The organism is Nocardia sp. Marseille-Q1738 (genome assembly GCF_965283145.1).
Genome location: NZ_CBDIMS010000008.1, coordinates 73,671 through 92,943, shown reverse-complemented (window position 1 = coordinate 92,943; position 19,273 = coordinate 73,671). Strand labels below are relative to the sequence as shown.

19 protein-coding genes are annotated in these 19,273 nt (G+C 65.2%); 8 read left to right on the top strand and 11 right to left on the bottom strand.

The window, feature by feature from the left end; all coding sequences use genetic code 11:
* Positions 1–628 precede the first annotated feature (628 nt).
* Complete coding sequence (locus tag ACWPXK_RS25420; protein WP_454198675.1) at positions 629–1,825, bottom strand: Ig-like domain-containing protein; 1,197 nt, start codon at positions 1,823–1,825, stop codon at positions 629–631.
* A gap of 698 nt (positions 1,826–2,523) precedes the next feature.
* Here ACWPXK_RS25420 and ACWPXK_RS25415 point away from each other — a divergent pair.
* Positions 2,524–3,741: an NAD(P)/FAD-dependent oxidoreductase gene (locus tag ACWPXK_RS25415; protein WP_454198905.1), complete on the top strand. Its 1,218-nt coding sequence runs from the start codon at positions 2,524–2,526 to the stop codon at positions 3,739–3,741.
* A 97-nt stretch (positions 3,742–3,838) separates the two neighbouring features.
* Here the strand turns inward: ACWPXK_RS25415 and ACWPXK_RS25410 are convergent, their stop codons facing one another.
* Together ACWPXK_RS25410 and ACWPXK_RS25405 are read right to left on the bottom strand one after the other, a co-directional pair.
* Positions 3,839–4,045 carry a hypothetical protein gene (locus ACWPXK_RS25410; RefSeq protein ID WP_454198674.1) on the bottom strand — a complete coding sequence of 69 codons (207 nt, stop codon included), beginning with the start codon at positions 4,043–4,045 and terminating at the stop codon, positions 3,839–3,841.
* Positions 4,046–4,076: 31 nt separating this feature from the next.
* The gene (locus tag ACWPXK_RS25405) at positions 4,077–5,438 is read right to left on the bottom strand and encodes a cytochrome P450 (RefSeq protein ID WP_454198673.1); all 1,362 of its coding nucleotides are present in this window, start codon (positions 5,436–5,438) and stop codon (positions 4,077–4,079) included.
* A gap of 844 nt (positions 5,439–6,282) precedes the next feature.
* Between ACWPXK_RS25405 and ACWPXK_RS25400 the strand changes: the two genes are divergently transcribed.
* The 6 genes from ACWPXK_RS25400 to ACWPXK_RS25375 all read left to right on the top strand — a co-directional run bounded on the left by ACWPXK_RS25400 (position 6,283) and on the right by ACWPXK_RS25375 (position 10,072).
* Positions 6,283–6,645, top strand: a complete 363-nt coding sequence (locus ACWPXK_RS25400; protein ID WP_454198672.1) for a hypothetical protein — start codon at positions 6,283–6,285, stop codon at positions 6,643–6,645.
* 46 nt (positions 6,646–6,691) lie between these two features.
* Positions 6,692–7,651, top strand: coding sequence for a helix-turn-helix domain-containing protein (locus ACWPXK_RS25395; protein WP_454198671.1), 960 nt, complete (start codon positions 6,692–6,694; stop codon positions 7,649–7,651).
* Between the two features lie 235 nt (positions 7,652–7,886).
* On the top strand, positions 7,887–8,090 hold the full coding sequence (locus tag ACWPXK_RS25390; RefSeq protein ID WP_069160283.1) for a cold-shock protein: 204 nt from the start codon (positions 7,887–7,889) through the stop codon (positions 8,088–8,090).
* Between the two features lie 296 nt (positions 8,091–8,386).
* Complete coding sequence (locus tag ACWPXK_RS25385; protein ID WP_454198670.1) at positions 8,387–8,668, top strand: hypothetical protein; 282 nt, start codon at positions 8,387–8,389, stop codon at positions 8,666–8,668.
* A 203-nt stretch (positions 8,669–8,871) separates the two neighbouring features.
* Entirely contained in the window at positions 8,872–9,321 is a 450-nt protein-coding gene (locus ACWPXK_RS25380) for a DUF2267 domain-containing protein (protein ID WP_454198669.1), read from the top strand.
* 154 nt (positions 9,322–9,475) lie between these two features.
* Complete coding sequence (locus ACWPXK_RS25375) at positions 9,476–10,072, top strand: hypothetical protein (protein ID WP_454198668.1); 597 nt, start codon at positions 9,476–9,478, stop codon at positions 10,070–10,072.
* Between the two features lie 104 nt (positions 10,073–10,176).
* Here ACWPXK_RS25375 and ACWPXK_RS25370 read toward each other — a convergent pair whose 3' ends face one another.
* The 4 genes from ACWPXK_RS25370 to ACWPXK_RS25355 are packed head-to-tail and all read right to left on the bottom strand — an operon-like array spanning position 10,177 to position 14,219.
* On the bottom strand, positions 10,177–10,926 hold the full coding sequence (locus tag ACWPXK_RS25370) for a hypothetical protein (RefSeq protein ID WP_454198667.1): 750 nt from the start codon (positions 10,924–10,926) through the stop codon (positions 10,177–10,179).
* Between the two features lie 25 nt (positions 10,927–10,951).
* The gene (locus tag ACWPXK_RS25365) at positions 10,952–11,668 is read right to left on the bottom strand and encodes a hypothetical protein (RefSeq protein ID WP_454198666.1); all 717 of its coding nucleotides are present in this window, start codon (positions 11,666–11,668) and stop codon (positions 10,952–10,954) included.
* Positions 11,665–13,023, bottom strand: a complete 1,359-nt coding sequence (locus tag ACWPXK_RS25360; RefSeq protein ID WP_454198665.1) for an MFS transporter — start codon at positions 13,021–13,023, stop codon at positions 11,665–11,667. The genes ACWPXK_RS25365 and ACWPXK_RS25360 overlap by 4 nt, the downstream gene beginning before the upstream one ends.
* Positions 13,020–14,219: an alpha/beta fold hydrolase gene (locus ACWPXK_RS25355; protein WP_454198664.1), complete on the bottom strand. Its 1,200-nt coding sequence runs from the start codon at positions 14,217–14,219 to the stop codon at positions 13,020–13,022. Before ACWPXK_RS25355 ends, ACWPXK_RS25360 begins: the two co-directional genes overlap by 4 nt.
* A gap of 105 nt (positions 14,220–14,324) precedes the next feature.
* Here ACWPXK_RS25355 and ACWPXK_RS25350 point away from each other — a divergent pair, with 105 nt between their 5' ends.
* Positions 14,325–14,921 (top strand): TetR/AcrR family transcriptional regulator, encoded by a 597-nt coding sequence (locus ACWPXK_RS25350; RefSeq protein ID WP_454198663.1) that lies wholly within the window; start codon positions 14,325–14,327, stop codon positions 14,919–14,921.
* Positions 14,922–14,930: 9 nt separating this feature from the next.
* Here ACWPXK_RS25350 and ACWPXK_RS25345 read toward each other — a convergent pair whose 3' ends face one another.
* Genes ACWPXK_RS25345 through ACWPXK_RS25330 form a run of 4 tightly spaced genes read right to left on the bottom strand, consistent with a single transcriptional unit; the run spans position 14,931 to position 19,271 of the window.
* Positions 14,931–15,830, bottom strand: a complete 900-nt coding sequence (locus tag ACWPXK_RS25345) for an MBL fold metallo-hydrolase (protein ID WP_454198662.1) — start codon at positions 15,828–15,830, stop codon at positions 14,931–14,933.
* 5 nt (positions 15,831–15,835) lie between these two features.
* A complete protein-coding gene (locus tag ACWPXK_RS25340; protein ID WP_454198661.1) occupies positions 15,836–16,606 on the bottom strand; it encodes an SDR family NAD(P)-dependent oxidoreductase in 771 nt (256 codons plus the stop codon).
* On the bottom strand, positions 16,603–18,042 hold the full coding sequence (locus ACWPXK_RS25335; RefSeq protein ID WP_454198660.1) for an MFS transporter: 1,440 nt from the start codon (positions 18,040–18,042) through the stop codon (positions 16,603–16,605). The genes ACWPXK_RS25340 and ACWPXK_RS25335 overlap by 4 nt, the downstream gene beginning before the upstream one ends.
* Positions 18,043–18,092: 50 nt before the next feature.
* The gene (locus ACWPXK_RS25330; protein ID WP_454198659.1) at positions 18,093–19,271 is read right to left on the bottom strand and encodes a thiolase family protein; all 1,179 of its coding nucleotides are present in this window, start codon (positions 19,269–19,271) and stop codon (positions 18,093–18,095) included.
* Positions 19,272–19,273: the final 2 nt, after the last annotated feature.

The window sequence follows — 19,273 nt, the reverse complement described above, 5'->3', positions numbered from 1 at the left end:
GACCGGAGAGCCGGTGGCCTGAAGCTATGTGGGGCCGGTGTCCACTTGACCTACGTTCAAGTCTCCCCAACCGATCCCGACACTCCTCATCAAGCCTGGTCAGAGACAAGTTTTGCAGAAGCCTGGCGCTGGACGAGTCCCATCGGATCCGGACACTTCCCATCGAGAATGTGAGATTTTGGTGAGATGGATCGAATCGGCCACCTGACGTCGGAATGCTCCGTCGCCATTGGAAGCAGCTTGGCTCGCGGTCACCGAGCTCTCGCGAAGCATGCCTGTCGCGAACGTGGCAACGCGGGAACAAACTGCTCACGTATGTGACCGTTGCGGCGTGTCGTCGACACGACACGTCGACCAATTCTGCACGACAGCTATTATTTGGCAAACATTCCGAGTGGTTCTCCATGGCTCGGTGTCTACGTGTACGGGTTGGATGGCGGAATCGCCGGGTGAGCGGCGCGGGGATCATGTGGCGAGTTGGAGTCGACCACTACGCACACGCACTCATCGACGACAGGTACTGACCCTGGCGTGAGTGCCTGACTGCCGTGGCCGTCCGGTCGAAATGGTTGCGCCATCGATAGGTTCTGGAATGGCGAACCAGATCAGGCGCTGTTTCTCGTTCGTGTCATGTGTGGGCGCCACCGCGAAGCCAGTCGGTCCACGGGATGCTCCAGTCGCCGTTGTGCCAGATATCGAGGGGGTCGCCGCCGGTGTTGCGGACCTCGACTACGTCGCCGGGGATGACGAAGTCGTAGAACCATGCGGCGTCGGCAGGGGAGATGTTCAGGCAGCCGTGTGAGACGTTGGTGTTGCCTTGGGCCCACATGCTCGCGGCCAATTCGTGCACGAAGATTCCGTCGTGGCTGATGCGGACCGCATGGTTGATGCTCGTGCGGTAGCCGAGCGCGGAGCCGGTGGGCAGGCCGTAGCTGGCGGAGTCCATGATCACCGGGTCTTTTCGGTCCAGCACGGTGTAGATGCCCGGGCGAGTCCAGAACGACAGGACTCTGCCGCCGACCACCGCGGTGCCGCCCATGCCCATCGATGTGGGCATGGTCCGCACGAGGTTTCCGTTGTCGAAGACCTCGATCTGTTTGGTGTCGTCGTCGGCGATCGCGACGTGCGCGGGCCCGATGGTCACCGAAACTTGTTGGTCGCGTACGCCGTAGCGGCCCTCGCCGAGCGCGAGGCCGAAGAGTTCGGCCGTGATCGTGATCCTGGTTCCCGGTGCGTGATAGTGCTCCGGCCGCCAGTGTGCGTTCTGATCGTCGAGCCAGTACCAGGCACCGGCGACGTCCGGCTGGGTGGTGACCTTCAGGTGGCGTTCCACCGCTGCCCGATCCACGGGTTCGTCGAAATGGGCGACGAGCACGAAACCGACTCCGTAGGTGTCGTTTTCGGCCAGCTCGACGAGATTGGCGGAGCGTAGGGAGACGTCGATGAGCTGTTGGGGTTGCACTGTGGTGCAGGTGGTCGTCGCGGTGACGTCGCCGGTTTCGCCGTGAGCCACGGCTTTCGCGGTGTAGGTGTGTCCGTAGCCGAGTGGTTCGGCACTGGTCCAGGCTCGATGATCGGGTGCCGATACGCCCGGCAGCGACCTGCCCGTTTCATCGATCCATTCGACCGACCGCAGCGTCCCGTCGGTGACGGTGATCGTGGCGGGACTGCGCGCTTCGACATCTCGGGCGCCGGGTGCGGGATCGAATCGGATTGTGGCGGGTTTGGGTGGCGGCGCCAGTTCTCGCGCCCACCCCCACCCGGCCAGGGCAAGGCCACCCGCACCGGCGAAGCCGATCAGCAGCCGACGACGTCCCACTGCCACCGTCTATCTCCCTTCTGCCGGGTGCTGGGCCGACCTCTGTCGCCAGCATGCGACAGCTACGCACCGCCCGTGACACCGACGACCAGCATCTCCACCGATCCGCCGCACAACCGATACCGTTCCTCGATCGATCCAGACGGTCGTCGGTGGTCTGCCAGGACCTGGATCAGGTGTTTGCGCTGACTACACCCCGCAGCCTGTCCGCGGCCGACCCGCGCTGGCGGCACCCCACGGTCCGGGCGACTCAGTGATGGCAGCCCGTGGTTGGGAAAGGTCGTGCTCAGGGTGCCGTTACGGCGGTGCACAGTTTCGAGCCCGTCGAAGGCCACATCAACCGCATCGCAGGTCGACACCATCGAGCAGGCGATCGTGCGATCAGGTCTGGCCGAGCATCCCGTGGGGCCTGTCGGCAATGCAGTTGGGTATGCGTTGGCCGGGGAGCATCCTCGGCAGGGGCTGACCGTGATCGCCGGTGGGCCCGGCTGAGGTAGGCGCTTCGGCGAGTCGGGCGAGCAGGAACCAGCCGCTGCTGGATCGTCGCATCGGCCGGTCCCGCCCCCGGAATCGATCGAGACCAATACGGCCGTCGGAGAATGGGATCACGTGATGGCGGGCCCAGCTTCAGCGCCCTGACCAGCAGCAATAACGATCACGAAGTCCGGCTGGAGCATTAAAATGACGATGTGCAGCGCGCTGCAGTGACCGATGCTTCGCGTGTCGTGGTTCTCGGGTCCGGGTTTGCGGGTCTGTGGGCGGCGCTCGCGGCGGCCCGGCGGCTCGACGAACTCGGTGTGGCGGTCGGAACCGTCGATATCACGATGATCAGTTCCACGCCGTACCACGACATCCGCGTGCGCAACTATGAGACCGATCTGAGCGCATCCCGCATCCCGCTGAGCGCTGTCCTCGATCCGGTCGGAATCAAGCACATCATCGGCGACGTGACGGCGATCGACGCTGTGGCGCGGGTCGTGGAATCCACCGCGGGCGCTCACGGCTACGACCGGCTGGTGCTCGCGTTGGGCAGCCAGGTGGTCAAGCCCGATATCCCTGGCCTGCGGGAGTTCGGTTTCGACATCGACACCCATGACGCAGCGACCAGACTGCAAGCCCACTTGCGCGGGCTTGCCGAGGGCCCCGCTGACCCGGCGGCCGCGACAGTAGTCGTCGTCGGGGCAGGTTTGACGGGGATCGAAGAGGCGACCGGGCTGCACGCGATGCTCGCCGACGCCTTTGCCTCGCGTGCCGTCACACCGCGGGTCATCCTGATCGATCGCAACCCCTTCGTCGGCTCGGACATGGGCGCATCGGCGCGACCGGTCATCGAGGCGGCGCTGGCCTACACCGGGATCGAGACCAAGTTGGGCGTCGGGGTCGTCGCCATCGGTGAGCGCGGCGTGACGCTCTCCTCGGGCGAAGTGGTGGCAACCGCCACTGTCGTCTGGTGTGCCGGCATGCGGGCCAACCTGCTGACCGCAGACTTCGGGGTCGACCGTGACCGGCTGGGTCGACTCCCCGTCGACGATTACCTGCGGGTCTGCGGTGTGCCCGGGGTATTCGCCGCCGGTGACGTCGCCGCCGCAAAAATGGACGACGAGCATATGTCGGTGATGTCCTGCCAGCACAGCCGCCCGATGGGCCGATGGGCCGGACACAACGTCATCGGCGATCTTCTGGGCAAGCACATGAAGCCGTTGCAGATCCCCTGGTATGTAACGGTTCTCGATCTGGGACCGGCAGGAGCGGTGTATACCGAGGGCTGGGACCGCCACGTGGTCGCGTGCGGCGAGGAGGCTAAAGACACCAAGCGCGACATCAACACCCGGCGTATCTATCCTCCGTTGAACCGCGACCGCGACGCATTGCTGGCCGCCGCCGCGCCCGAACTGCAGACCGCGCCCGAGCACGGATGCTAGTCCGCCATGCCTTCCGCAGCAGGTTCTCGCCGCTGCCCGTGCCCTCGGCCACCGGATGCGATGGTCGCTCAAAACTCGAGCTAGTTCGGACCGAGGTCTACCACGGGACGATCTCGCCGTGGCGATCCAGGAGCTGCAGCCCCGGAGCGCCTGCTTGCGCTTCAAGGACGTCGACGACGGCCTGGATGCTCTCCTGCGGCGTGAGGGGCGCGTCGGGTCCGCCGAGTTCGGTCTGGTTGTGGCCGGGATCGATGAGCAGCTTGGTCTGCTCGTCATCGGCAAAGCGGGCGGCGTAGCTGCGCATCAGCTGATTGAGCGCGGCCTTAGGACTGCGGTCAGTGAGTTCTCTTCTCGAGTGCCAGCAACAATTTTCGCGGGGTGTAGGTGCTTGTGACGACGGAGTCGATCGCCGCGCCGGGCTGGGCGCGCAGGCGCCAGTGCGCGGCGATCGTTGCGAGGGCCAGTGTCGCCTCCACCACCGCGAAGACCTCACCGATACATTTGCGCGGCCCGGTGCCGAAATGCAGTACTGCCCCACGGGGAATATCCCCGACCCGTTCCGGTGACCACCGGTCGGGATCGAAGGTATCCGGATCGGAGAACAACCGTGGATCTCGATGCACCACATAGGGGCTGAACATCACCGAACTGCCCGCTGGGATACGATAGCCGACGAGGTCGACATCCTCGATCGCAGACCTGGTGAGTATCCAGCCCGGTGGGTAACAGCGCAACGCCTCGCTCACCACTTGGGCGGTATAGTGCAGCTGCCGGAGGTCGGCGTATTCGGCGGGCCGGCCGTCGAGCACCGCATCCACTTCCCCGAACAATCGTGCCTCGATGTCCGGACGTTGGCTCAGTACATGAAATATCCATGTCAGTGTCGCGGCGGTGGTTTCCGACCCGGCAATGAGTATGTTTGTCACTTGATCATGAATTTCGCGATCCGACAGTACACTTCCGGGTTCGTCGTTCTGTGCCCGTAGGAGCATGCTGAGCAGGTCGGTGCGTGCAATGTCCTTGCCGCGGTAGTCCGCGATCACGTCGTCTATCATCGAGTGCATTCGTGCCAGGATCGCCGCGTATTCATGATTGCGGGGCAGTGGCAGCTTGTTCAACAGTGGCAACGGGGTCACCATCCGCTGATACAGGAGATCCAACAGGCGCGGCATGGTGTGCAGCATGAAATCAACCAGATCCTTGCCGAGATCGGCCGATATCAGACTCTTGGCGGCAACCGCGAGCGTAAGTGTCGTCATCTCGACCCGGACGTCGATGGTGTCGCCGCGGCGCCATGCGCCCGTACGCTCGAGGATCTGTTCCTGCATGATGTCGGCGTACTGGGCGATGCGCTCGCGTCGAAATGCCGGTTGCATGAGCCGGCGCTGCCGCCTGTGGGTTTCGCCTTCGGCGCTGATCAAGCCCTCACCGAGCATGTCACGTGCGGCTTCTATCTGATCGCCTTTGTAGAACTGGCTCTGTTTGGCGACGAGGACGCCGCGGATCAGTTCTACCGAGTTGAGCACATAGGCTCGCCGTGGGCCGAGTTTGATCTGGACGATGTCGCCGTAATCGCGGAGCGACTCGAGGAAGCCCAGCGGGTCGTTGCGCATCTGCAAGGCGTGCCCCAGGAAGGGAAGTCCTGGGGGTGCGACGGAGATTGTCGCCGTGCCGGATGCACCGTCGGCCCTGTTCATCAGGTGTCACCTTTCAATCCGAAATATGCGTGGAATGGTCGAGTCTTGCGACGGAGTCAGGTTCTGCTGCAGTTCGAACGCCGCGCCGTAAGAGGCCATAGGGCGGCGACGTCCTCGACGATGGCATGCAGGGCATACAGGTCTACATCGTCGATGCTCGCGTCAACAGGACAGGATGCATGCGGAAGCGGGGGGATCACGCTGGAACTCCAGGTTGTATCGGTCAGTGAGGTGGCGCTCTTCGTTACGCGACCGGGTATTCCACGGAGAAGTGCTGTCCGGAATTCGAATTCCAGGCACGCCTTCTCTTCCGGGTCACGGTTCTCAGTCTCACTCACCACCGCCCATCCGGGCTACGAACTCGAGTAGTCTGCCTCGCATCATAATTTCGGGCGCATCTCACGATAATTCGAGGTGAACAGCGCCGGGAGTCGGACACAAAGTGACCTCTATTCGTTTCATGGCTGTGTCACTCATGCCACCGGCGCAGCATGTCGGGATCAGCAGTGCCACCGCGCGCAGACCCTGGTGGCGCTGCTTGCCTCGGGAACCCATTGCCGCCGAAGGTTCATCCGTTCTGAAGGTGATGTGGCGAACACCAAGCAGGGCACACCTCCGGTGCGCAGCCGAAGCGGCCTCCGGACCCAAGACGGTTCAGACGGCTCCGGCGGGAGGAGACGGCGAAGGCGGGGTAGTCCTGAAGGATGCCGCTCACCCTTGCCGATCCGCGCCCGAGTTCTGTTTTCGTTCGGCGAGTTTCGTTGCCAGGTAGACGATCCTGATTCTCGTACCTTCCTCGGGTTGATGATGGATGATGAGTCCTCATGGACCACGAGGAGCAGGCGTGACTCACTTCGAATTTGCCGACCGCTGGTCACCCGAGCGGGTCGCGGACATCCGACGGGGAGCAGTGCTGCAGTCCGGCGGCGATCGCCGCACGTGCATCGACGAGGTCTTCACGGTTGTGGAAGCCACCTGGGCCCTCGCATCAATCGCAGGCAGCCGGCACCTGCTGGCCCATTCAGGCGCGACGATCGAAGCCGTTGCCACGATTGCCCACACACGGCGTAAATTATCCTCGCCCTGGAGCAAAAGCCGCTGGCCGCAGCCTCTCGCAGGTCTGAAATCCCCTGTCACCGTGACCCCGAGCGGGACAGCGAAGGCGGAAGGGCCGGGAGGGAATCAAACGATCGGGAGGATTCTTTGAGAGTGGTGCACGCTACCATCTCGCCGCTCGTAGACCAGGACTTGGTATGAGATACTCCGAGCTTACTATTTCCGATACAGGAACTTGGGCCGAGCTCTGCGACAGTTTCGTGCCCATGACCCAGCGGTATTCCGATCCTGACCATTGGTCGGCGCGTATGACCGTTCAGGAGACGACGGCATACCAGCTGTTGCGGTGGGATCAGCAGGGAAACCGCTTCGGGGAGCGCACGTCATCGCTGGTGCGGAAGTACCCCGGTGACGACTTCTATTGGGCCTTCTTCCCGGAAGAGCAGATGGTTGCTATTCGAAAGAACGAGGAGCTCAATGAGGTAGGCCCGTCGCGCGCGATGTTGCTGGATCTGAGCCAGACACTTCAGGTCTATGTCCCGACTTCGAAGGTATATGCCCTGAAGGTACCTCGCGAAGAGATCGATCACCGAATACGGGATTGCGGTCACCAGCGCATTGTATTCGACATGAGCCGCGGTCTCGGTCGAATCGTGCAGGGAATGATTCGCAGTGTGCATGCCGAGCAATCGGCGCTCAGCGACCGAGAATTCAATGCGGTGAGCGATCGGATCAGTGAACTGCTGTGCATGATGGCCATGGGAGACATGTCTCCGCAGCAGGCTCATCTGGCCGAGACGGCAGAGGCCATCCGTCGCTATGTCCGTGAGAACATCGGCACCGGAGACATCAGGCTGGCGGCGGTGTCGGAAGCGCTCGGCTGGTCCACGCGGCAGTTGCGCCTCGTGTTGCAGCAGGCCGGCACCACATACCGGGACCTACGCCAAGAGGAGACGCTGCGCGCCGCCCACGACATGCTCGAACAGCAAGGACCGCACGCGCTGACGATCGGACAGGTCGCCGCGCGCTGTGGGTTCACCAAGACGTGGTTCTCCGCTGCGTTCAAGGCACGTTACGGCGAAACACCGCGGGATTTCCGGAAGCGGCGACTGGACGAGCTGACGACTACTGGAGCCCGAAATGCACCTCGTCGTTAACATTGCCGCCCCTCGCGCGGGGTCGCGATCGTGCCGACAAGCGTGCCGCCCGCCCCTGTGTCCCGCACGGGGAGGTGGACCAAGGGGACCTGGGGGACGGCGTGCGATCAGTGACGTTGCCTGCAGTCTCGAGCCTTGGCCGTGCGGGTCTTCGAGGTGTGGCATAGTTGGATGCGAGACCGGGCTCATCGAAGTGATCTGCGCGGCTCACCTACAGAAAAGAAGTTAGTACAGCATGGCTCAAGGCAGCGTGAAGTGGTTCAACGGCGAAAAAGGCTTCGGCTTTATCGCTCAAGACGGAGGCGGTCCTGACGTCTTCGTGCACTACTCGGCCATTGGTGGCTCGGGTTTCAAGTCCCTCGATGAGGGCCAGCGTGTGGAGTTCGAGATCGGGCAGGGCCAGAAGGGTCCGCAGGCTCAGGACGTCCGCGCTATCTGATCCAGCGTGACTTGCAGGCTCCGCACCGTAACGGTGCGGAGCCTTTCTCGTTCAAGCCGCTCGGCCAGCGGTGGTTGATACAGGGGTTGGGGAACGGATCTGCGGAAAGCAGCGCTTAGCGGTCCGGCTATCAATTTGAGCCTTACCGCGGGAGTTGGCGCAGATAGGTGCGCCGATCTTCCCCGATCGGTGCTATATCCTGACCGTGGCCCCTGCAGAACCTGGAAGCGCCATTAGCTGACGTCCCGGCCCGCTGGCCGAGAGGTGTTGGGCTCGAGCAGGGCCGCAGCATCAATGTGAGTGTTCAGGTGTTGAATGCGGTGGCGCGGACGTTGTCGTTGGATGCGGCGGAGCAGGCGCATTTGTATCGGTTGGCGGATGTGCCGACGGTGCCTTCGGTGGATGCGGGGTCGGCGTTGCCGGAGGAGTTGCAGGTGATTTTGGACCATTTGGAGCCGTTGCCTGGGGTGGTGTTGAGTGTTTGGATGGCGGAATCGCCGGGTGAGCGGCGCGGGGGATCATGTCGCGAGGGGGAGTCGACCACGACGCACACGTGCTTCGTCGACGACAGGTACTGACGCTGGCGTGAGTGCCCTGACTGCCGTGTCGGTGTCCGTGTGCAGGGGTTCGGCCTGGACATGCCCTCTGGATTACCGGGGCTGCCGACTGTGTCGGCGGAAGCCGTTTGCCGGTACCTCTTGGTGGTAGTGCCCAGACATGCGGCCCGGTTTCTGCAACCGGGTGGACTTGAACGTGCTGCGCGGGCGACCGGAGACGAGCCGTGGACGTCGTGGCGCTGTGTTCGAAATCTGTCCGCAACCGATTCGGAACGGGAGGAATCATGAACGAAGATCAATTGGTATCCGCGGTCCGCAGCACTGCGGAGATCGATAGTGTCGACGAGGGCGCTCGGGCGATCCGGGCCACCCTGCAGGTGCTCGGTCAGCGGATCACGGGCGGTGAGACCAAAGATCTCGCATCGCAGTTGCCGAAGACCTTCGCCGATGCCTTGCCGCAGACCGGCGCGGGCGAGCGCTTCGCGATCGATGAATTCTATCGACGGGTGGCCGCCGCTGAAGGCGCAGAACGCACCGAGCAGCAAGCGCGCAGGCATTCTCGTGCCGTCATGGCCGCGTTGAAGGTGGCGATGCCACATGAATTCGACCATATTGCAGCGCAATTGCCCGCTGACTACGATGACCTGCTCGGCACCGAACCCGTCCAGCACTGACCCGAACGCCGATGTGCTGGCCGCGTCTTCATTGACGCCGACGCCGCTACGCATCGACTCATCGATGTCTCGGGCTCCACTCCCGGCCGCTTCGTCGTGCGGGACGCACGCGGTCTCGCCGGTTGGCCTGCATAGGTAGGAAGCGGTCGGTCGCATGGAGTTCGAAATGCTCGGGGTCGGGGCGATGAACTCGCCGCGGTACCGTCCCGCTGGGCTGCTGTTGTGCTGGTCCGGGCGGCGGATCATGTTCGACGGTGGTCCGGGTGCCGAGCCCGGCGGCCGTATCGATGCCTGGCTGATCACCGATACCCGTGCCGAGCTCATCGGGCAGATACGCCGCCTTGCGCAGGCCTACGACACCGAACCCGCAGTGGCCTCTTACCGTGATCGAGCACTGCAAATCGACCCGTGCCCGGTCTTGCACACCGGCCACCCCACCTATGGCTATCTCATCTGCTGCGGCAGCCGTCGGGTGGTGTGGGCGCCCGAGTTCTGGCAGTTCCCATCGTGGGTGGCTGGTGCGGACCTGATGTTCGCCGACGCCGCCGGCTGGGCTCGACCGATTCGTTTCGCGCGCAACGTCGGCGGGCACGCCGCCGTCTGCGACACCGCCCGCCTCGCCCGGGAAAATGGTGTTCGACGGCTGGTGTTCGCTCACATCGGCCGCCCGTCGATCCGTGCCATCGACCGTGGCGACGTCCCGGAATTCGGCGAGTGGGGAGTTCAAGGCCGAACCTACCGTCTGCGTTGACGAAACGCCGCCCAGGACTGGACCGAGCTGCGGCGGCTGTCGGCAGCCAGCACGTCCTCGCCAAGCTCGGCGTCCCCCGAGACAGCTGGTCGCTCGGCCCCGGGTCAGCCCGATGAGCCGCTCTTGAGCGCGCCCGCTGATCCGCTCGGTAGCCGCAGGTGGGCATCGGGAACCCCGGTGCCGTTCGGATCGAGCATGCCGTCTTGGTGTGCGTACGGGCTCTGGCCGGGCGGCGCCTGCAGGGTGGTGACGTACTTCCAGAGACCGTCGGCCATGGCTGCTCCGCCGAGGACGAGAGTGCCGACGACGCCACCGGCGCCGGCGAACGCGAGGATGGCGGCGGGGGTTGTGGCGAGACAGCCCGGCCCCACGACGAGGCAGGAGCCGAGGCCGATGGCGGCACCGACCAGCGCGCCGAGTACGGTGCCGATGATCGTGCCGATGAGGGGGCCCCGCGCCATATTGTCGGCGAAATCGTTGAAGGCCAGTTGATTCTCCATCGGGGACGCGACCGGACGCGGCGAGTCCAGTGCGATCCCGGTGCGGTCGGGGGTGAGCGTGAGGGTGTGCCCGTCCCCGGAGATCTGCTCGTGGATCGGTCCGCGCCGGCCGTCCAACAGGAAGGCCAGCGGCATGGTCGTGACCGGTTGTCCGCCGGTGTCATGGATGGTGATCGAGTGCCGGTCGGCTGACACGGCAAAGGTGCCGCCATCGAGTGTGGCGACTACGGAATTGCCCACTACTGTGGCGCGGAATCCGGTCGGTGCCGCCGGCTCGGCCTGAGCCGGCGCGACAGCGATCGCGAGGGTGCCGGCCATCGCGATGGCGGCAAGACTGGTTGTGCGGTAATTCATTTCGGTGATATCTCCGTTGTCACTGTCAACGCGGGCCGTCGGCGGGCGGGACACCGGGCTTGCCCTGGAGGTATTCGGCGTATTTGCTCTGGCCGGGTGGAGTATTGAGGGTCGTGACGTATTCGTAGAGCGCATAGGCGGTGGTGGGGCCACCGGCGAGGATCAGGCCGGTCAAGCCGCCGACCGCGCCGACCAGGCTGACGATGGGGAGCACCGCCACGACACAGCCGAGGCTGAGAACCACACAGGAGGCACCGGCCAGGGCGAACCCGATGCCGATGCCGACGACGGCGCCTATTGCGGTGCCGATCAGGCTGCCCACCGACATACCGATGCTGGCCGCGTTGATGAGATCGTTCATGGCGAGCTGGTTTTCGAGGGGCGAGGCGACCGGTTGCAGTGCCTCGCGGTGGATGCCGCTGGTGTCGGGGGTGAGGGTGAGGGTGTGGCCATCGGCGGAGATCCGCTGCCGCACGGGGTGTGGTCGGCCGTCGATCGTGAAGATCAGCGGCAGTGTGGTGAGGAGCTGTCCGGCGGTGTCGCGGATGGTCACGGACCGCTGGTCGTCGGTGACGGCGAAAGCGCCGTGGTCGAGGGTGGTGACCACGGATGTGTCGGCCAACGTCGCGTGATACGTCACGGGCGGTGGCGTCTCGGGCGCCGCGCCGGCGGGTACGGCGGCTACGCAGACGGTCGCGGTGGTGAGCAGTGCGGTGATGACCGTGCCGCGGATGATTTTCATGGTTTCCTCATCTGTGTGCTGTCCGGCGCTGCGATGGGCGCCGGGGATGGATGGTCCGGGGGCGGGATTGCCGAACCACCGCGCCCGCGCGTGCGGGTGGCATGAAATGGACTGGCAGGATGCCGGGCAGCGTCCCGGTCCGGCCTGATCACCAGCATCGACATCACCCCGCCCGCCACCAGAAGCCACCCGGCGATATCGAAGGCGTGCGTGAACCCGGTCGACTGGGTCGGCGCGGCGTCGATGAGCCTGCCGGTGACGTACGGTGCGAGCAGGCTGGCGACGGCGGCGACCGCGTACGAGATTCCGAGCGCGGCGCTGCGCTTTCCGGCTGGGCAGGTGTCGGCGATCGCGGCGTTGACCAGAGGTGTCTGCGCGGTGCCCGCCGAGAAGGCGATGACGACGAGCAGCAGGGCGAGCGGTGCCGCGTCGGCCCTGGTCAGGGTGAGCATGCATACCCCTGCCAGCACGGTGACCGTGCCACCGAGCACACCGTAGGCGATTCTGCGGGAAACTCCACGCCGGACCGCGCGTTGTGCAAGGGTGCCGGCGGCGAGTACCAGAATGATGGCGGCCACACTCGGCAGGCCGATCAATCCGCCCACCGCGGCTTTGCCGAATCCGGCCTCGTCTTCCAGATACAGCGGTAGCCAGGCGAGTCCGAGAGCAAGGGCCCACATCACGGTGAAGGTCGAGAACGTGCCGCCGAGCCACGTTCCAGTGGTGACGATGCGCCGGTAAGGGACACCCGGATCGGCGGCGGATCCTGATTCGGCCCGCACGTGATACGGACCGCTTCCGCCGTAACGCAGCCACGCCAGCAACCACAGCAAACCGAGCACGCCGAGCAGACCGAATGCGGCACGCCAGCCCAGCAGACCGATGGTCAGGATGATCAGCGGCCCGCCGAGCACCGCGCCGAGCGCGCCGCCAACAGTGACGGCGGCCGAGGGAAGAGCGCGCCTGTGTTCCGGGAACCAGGTGAAGGCGGTGTGGTTGGCCAGCGGAAATCCGGGGCCTTCGCCCGCGCCGAGCAGGACTCGGGTGCCGAGCAGAACCGCGAATCCGGTGCCGGGGATCACGATCGGGAGCTGGGCGACGGACCAGATCAGGATGAGCACGGCGAGTAGGGGGCGGATCGGAACTCGGTTGCCGAGGAAGCCGACCAGCACCGCCGACGCGCTGAACAGCAGGTAGAACCCGCCCGCAACCGTTCCGAAGGCGGTAGCGCTGAGCCCGAGCTCGTCCATGATTGGTTCGGCGGTCAGGCCGACCACCGCCTTGTCGGCGAAGTTGAGCATCATGAACAGCATCAGCAGGGCGAGCACACCGCCCGCGCTGCGGCGAGCGGTCACCGGCCGAGGCGGGTGTCGAGCCAATCGAAAGTCTGCTGGTTGAACAGCTGCGTCGCCCCCTCGTGGCAGTGCTCTCCGCCGCCGTCCGCCGCTGCGAAGACCATCAGTTCCTTCTCGCACCGCAATGCGTCATAGACCTTGACGGGCTGGCCGCGGAAGAACTGGTCGTTCTCCGCCTCGAGAACCAGGGTCGGGCAGGTGATCTTGTCCGCGAGTCCGTCCAGGGTGTAGGGCTGGGTCATCCGGATGTATTCGGCCGGCGATGCCGCGCCGAAGGTCCACATGCCGTTACGCACCGCCCAGCGGCTCTGGGTCGACAACGCCATCATCAAGTGCAGGACCGGATTCGCGAGGTCGTCGCGCTTGTCGATGATCCAGTCATGGAGAAACGGCGGCATCGCAGCGCGGTACGCCTCGTGGAAGCTGTACACCCCATCGTGCAGGACACAGGCTGCGAAGCGGTGCTCGAAGGCGGCCGCGCGGGCGGCGAGATAGCCGCCGAGGCTGGTGCCGAACAGGACGAGACGTGCCGGATCGACACCGGGCAACGTGATCGCGTGGTCGACCACCGGCGTGACAACCCGCTCCCAATCGGGCCGGAACACCAGGCCGGACTCCCGCCGCGCCGAGGCCTGCCCGGGCCCTTCGAAGGCCAGCACGTGGTAACCGCGCCGCAGGGCCCCCTCGGCCGCGAAAAAGTAGAGTTCCTCCAGCGTCGAGTCGAATCCGCCGTGCAGGATGACGGTGGGCCGCGGCTCGTCCGAATCGTCCACGCGGAACAGGTATCCGGGCAGCGTACCGCCCTCGTACGGGATCGCCTGGTGCAGTGGCGGGTGGTCGAACAGCTCGGCCGCGGTGGCGAAGGTCTGCCGCGACAGCATCGCAAGGCGGGCCGACACCGTGTCGTTGTCCGGATCCTCTCGGCGATAGAAGTCCGCGTTCCGGTAGTAGTTCGAGGCGCGGAGCAGGGCCTCCCGAGCGCTGACCAGATGGCCGGCGGCGCGAGCTTCCGAGCCGATCCGATGCACGCGCTCGGCGGTGGCCGACCACTCACGACACCATGCCGCTTCGTCACCTTCGGGGATTTTGCGGCAGGTGACCAGCACTTCGCCGAGCTCAGCACCGCCGTAACAGCCGTGCCCCGCCGTTCGCAGTGCCTCGAACGAGAATGACTCGTCGTCGAATAGAAACTTCATCGTTCCTCCATCATCGGAACGGAACCGTTCCGTTGTGTTGTGGAACACAAATCTAGCCCTTGGTAGCATTGGAACGCAACCGTTCCGTTCTAGAGAGGTAGCCGCATGAGTAGTCACCGGGCCGCGGGGGCGGCAGTGCTCCGCAAGCGCGTGACCGAGACGATCGCACGCGCCGCCTTCGACGAACTCGCCGAGACCGGGTACGCCCGGCTGTCGATGGAGGCCGTGACCCGGCGAGCCGGCGTCGGCAAGGCGGCGCTGTACCGGCGCTGGCCGTCGAAGGACGCCATGCTGATCGATCTGGTGTCCACCGCAGTGCGCGAGCACAGCCCCGCGGATATCGACACCGGTTCACTTCGCGGCGATGTCGAGGCGTTCATCCGCGATGTCGTGGAGATGTTGACCCATGAACTGGTGAGCCGGATCGTTCCGGACCTGTTCGCCGAAGCGGCGCGCAACCGCGATCTGGCCGATGCGTTGCGGGAGGCGGTGGCCACCCCCCGTCGCGCGGCGGCCGCGCAACTGCTGCAGCGGGCCGTCGACCGCGGCGAACTACCCACACACCTCGACTACGAACTCGGCATGGACCTGCTCGGCGCGCCACTGTTCTTCCGGCTCCTGATCACCCGAGGATCGGTCGATAACGGTTACGTCGCGCGCCTCACCAACGCCACGATGGCAGCCCTCGCTGCCGCCGAGTGACCCCCGCCGTCAGTCGAATTCGATCTCGGAGACACCGGCGGCGACCCGCCGGACATTCTGGATTCGCTGATCGATCCGGTCCTGGGCCCGTTGGAATCTCTCGGGCTGTACGTCGACACCTGGCATCACCCAGACGGGCCATTCCGGGTCTCGGTCGAAAGCGAGCGACGACATGTCGGGGTTCATTCCGGTCACGGTGAGCCGGTGTTCTCGCGTGTATTCGATCTCGTTCGCCGAGGTGAGTCGGAACGGCCGATCGTGGCCGGGGTAGATGACGTCCGCGAGATCGAGTATTCGCTCGATACTCTGGTTGGCCTTGTCCTCGTCCCAGAAGACCAGGGGGTTGCGCTTGGTCTGTGCGACATATGCGAAGTGCAGTGCGTCGCCGGTGATCGCGGCCCGACCGTGCTCGGTCTCGATCAGCACGCCGATGCTGCCGATCGAGTGACCGCACATGTCGACGACCCGGACACCGGGAATGATCTCGTAGCCGTCGGCGACTTCCTCGATCGGGAGCTGCTCGAGCACGAGCCCCGTCCACGACGGCGTCGCCCAGTCGTTCGCATGTGGCATGTGGGCGTATCTGCGCTCATCGCGGTGTATCAACACCGTTGCGTTGGGGAACATGTCGATGTTCTGGACGTGGTCCCAGTGGGAGTGCGTCAACACGACCTTGTCGATGTCGCCGGGCGTCAAGCCTCGTTCGGCCAGGGCGTTATTCAGGATCGGCCTGCGGCCGACGTGCGCGGCATCGACCAGGATTCGCTCGGTCGCCCCTTCGGTGTCCTGCCCTTCGATGAGGAAGACGCCGCAGAATGCGGGATGACCTTGATCCGTTCCGATCGGAAAGCCCGGCAACAGGATGTCCAGTCTCGGGTTCATCGTCGTGATGTCCTTTCGTTCGTGCATGTCACTCAATGCATGACAAAGCCGGCGGCGACGTTGATGTCTTGTCCGGTGATTGCTGCCGAATCGGCCGAAGCCAGGAACGAGACCACGGCGGCAACCTCGGCTGCCGACACCAGCCTGCGTAGCGGGATGGAGCCGACCACTTCGTCGCGTACTTCCTGTTCCGGCCGCATCTCGACGGCGGAACGGTTTTCGAACACCCAGTCCAGCCGCGCACCTGCCACGTAGCCGGGCGATACGAGATTCACCCTGATGCCGTGCGGACCGGTCTCCGCGGCCAAGGTTCGGGTGAGCCCGATCAGGGCTGTCTTGCTCGCCGCATAGGCCGTGCGGCCGAGCAGCGGATGCTTTCCGGTGATGGAACCGATGTTGATGATCGACCCGCGGTGCTGCGCGATCATGCCCGGCAGGAACGCTCGGCAGCACAGGAATGTGCCGAGCACGTTTACCGCGAATGTCTCCTCCCACGCCTCGGGAGCGATGGTCCATAGGTCGCCTACCGGTCCTCCGACACCGCTGTTGTTGACCAGGACGGTTGCCGGTCCGACTCGTTCTTCGACCTCGTCCCGGAGGGCGTCGACGTCACTCGTCAGCCGGACATCGGCCCGCGTTTCGAACGCGCGGCCGCCGTGGTTTTCGATGAGCCGGCGTGACTCGCGCAGAGCATCCGGGTCGCGCCCGGCGAGTACGACGGTGTGCGAGCGTGCGAGCCGGAGCGCGATCTCCCTGCCGAGGCCACGCCCGGCACCGGTGACAACCGCGACCGTGGCGGTCATTCGACCGCCTCCGATCCGATCGGCGCGGCCGTGGTGAGTCGGCGTGGCCCCCGGCGCAGACCCGCGTCGATTTCATCGATGGTGCGGCCCTTCGTCTCGATTCCGAAGACGGCGAACACCACGGCCGCACCGGCTGTGCAGGCCGCGAACAACAGGAAGGCCGGTGTGATGGCGTCCGTTGTGGCCTTGGGGGTCACCAGGTTGCCGGAGCCCGCGATCAACGCCAGCAGCATCGGACCGCCGATGCGGCCGAGGCTGCCCACACCGAGCGCCGAACCCATCCCCGACGCGCGCAGCCGCGTCGGCCAGACCTCCGCGGCGTACGGGCCGACGATGGCGAATCCGCCGTCGGCGAAGAAGAAGGCGCCCAGCATCATGAGGTAGAACAGCGAGACACCCCAGAGGGTCGGCTCGGTCGAGCCGAACGCGGCGGCGATGAAGAACGGTGTCGACGCCGTGCCCAGCAGGATCCCGGACATCCGGCGGCCGATGCGCTCGGAAAGGTAAGCGAACAAGGCTCGGCCCGCCAGACTTGCCACGCTCATGAAGATGAAGAGAAAGGCGGCGCGGGCCGGGGTAATGCCGAGGGTGAGCACCAACAGCGAAGGACCCCAGAACAATACGCCGTAGGCCGCTGTGGTGATCGTCAGGTTGGTCAGCCAGCTCACGGTGAGCGCATGTGGGTAATGGAAAAGCTCTCGCCAGCGCGGCCGTGCGGTCTGCTCCGCCGGTGGCAACTCGACGTCCTCGGGAGCCAGCTCGACGGCCCACGCGATCGACTCCCGCGCCTGCTCCGCGCGTCCCTGGCTCATCAGCCACCTCGGCGACTCGGGGACGACTTTGCGGATGTACAGCGAGAGCAATGCGGGCAGCAGTCCGATGAGCACCAGACCCCGCCACCCGAGCGTGTCGCCGAGCAGCGCGGTCGACAAACTCCCGAGAAGCAGTCCCGCCGGGATGAACATGGTCACCAACCCGCCGAGCTGACCGCGGCGCCTGGCCGGGACGAATTCCTGAACGAGAGGAAGGTCCACCGCGTACAGGCCGCCGACCCCGCATCCGACGACGAAGCGCAGCAGCGACAGAAACAGCCATCCACCCTCGGGAACCAGCGCCATGGCTCCTGTCGCTACCGAGAACGTGACCACCGTCCATATGAAGACCTTGCGCCTCCCGATACGGTCCGCGATGTATCCGCACAGCACCGCGCCGACGAGGAAACCCACGCCGGAGGTGAGCAGGATGACCGCCGTCTGGCCGAAGGTGAGGTCCCACGTGGAGGTGATGATCGACAGAATGAATCCGAGGAGGAAGTAGTCGAAGAATTCCATCATGTCGGCCAGCACGGCCGCCGCGACAATCTTCTTCTGCCGCAGGGTTATCGGGTGTTCGTCGATGATGGAGACGAAGTGATTTTCTGGTGTCGGGCCTGGCATCCTTGCCATCCCCTCTCGAGATCAGTGATGTGGAAAAGAGAAATCGGCGGTCAGCCGACGCGAAAAATGGCGGCGAGGGCTTGGCCGCCGCCGATGCACATGGTCACGAGACCGTGCTCTTTTCCGGTACGCCGCAGGTTTTTCAGGAGCCGGATGGTGAGGATTGTGCCCGTGGCACCGATCGGATGCCCCCAGGCGATAGCTCCGCCCAGCGGATTGACAAGTGCGGGATCGAGTTCGGCGTCGCGGATGACGGCGACAGCTTGCGCGGCGAATGCCTCGTTGAGCTCGATCCAGCCGATGTCGGAGAGGGTGAGCCCGGACTTTTGGAGCACGCGGCCGATTGCTGTGGTCGGCGCGTACCCCATGATCTCGGGCTCCACTCCGACTTTCGAGAAGGCAACCAGCTCGCCGAGGACCGGCAGCCCTCGGTCCCGCGCGACGGCGGCCGTTGTCATGACGACAGCCGCGGCGCCATCGTTGATTCCCGAAGAATTGCCTGCGGTCACCGTGCCGTCGTCGGCGAATGCTGCCCGCAGATTCGCCAGTTTCTCCACCGTGGTGCCCGGCCGCGGGTGTTCGTCGTCGGCCACGACCCGTGCGCTCTTCCGCCCGGCCACGGTGACCGGAACGATCTCGCCGTCGACCAGTCCGGCTTCGAGTGCGGCACCGGCCCGGCGCTGGCTTTCGGCGGCGAATTCGTCCTGCTCACTTCGGTTTACACCGAACCGCTCGGCGACTCGTTCCGCGGTCACACCCATCGGATACTGGCCCCATGGATCGGTGACCAGTGACCGGGTGCCGTCTACGAGCAGATGGTCGGCGAGGCGGTAGCCGTCCCTCGCTTGAAAATCCAGAAATGGTTGGCGAGACATGTTCTCGTTCCCTCCGGCCACCGCGATCGTGGCATCGCCGCCCTGCAACTCCAGCGCCGCGGAAATGATGGACTGCAGCCCCGATCCGCACAGCCGGTTGACGTTCATCGCGGTCGAACCCACACGCGCCCCGGCGGCGAGGGCGACCCGCCGGGCGTTGAAGGCATCCGGGCCGACCTGCCCGACACAGCCGATGACGAACTCGTCGACCTCATCCACCTGGATGCCGGCACGGTCGGTTGCGCCGCGGACTGCGGTCGCGCCGAGTTGGTGTGCGGGCACGTCGGCCAGCGCGCCGCTGTAGCTACCCACCGGAGTTCGGGCACCGGCAACCACGACAGTGGGGGTGAACATCA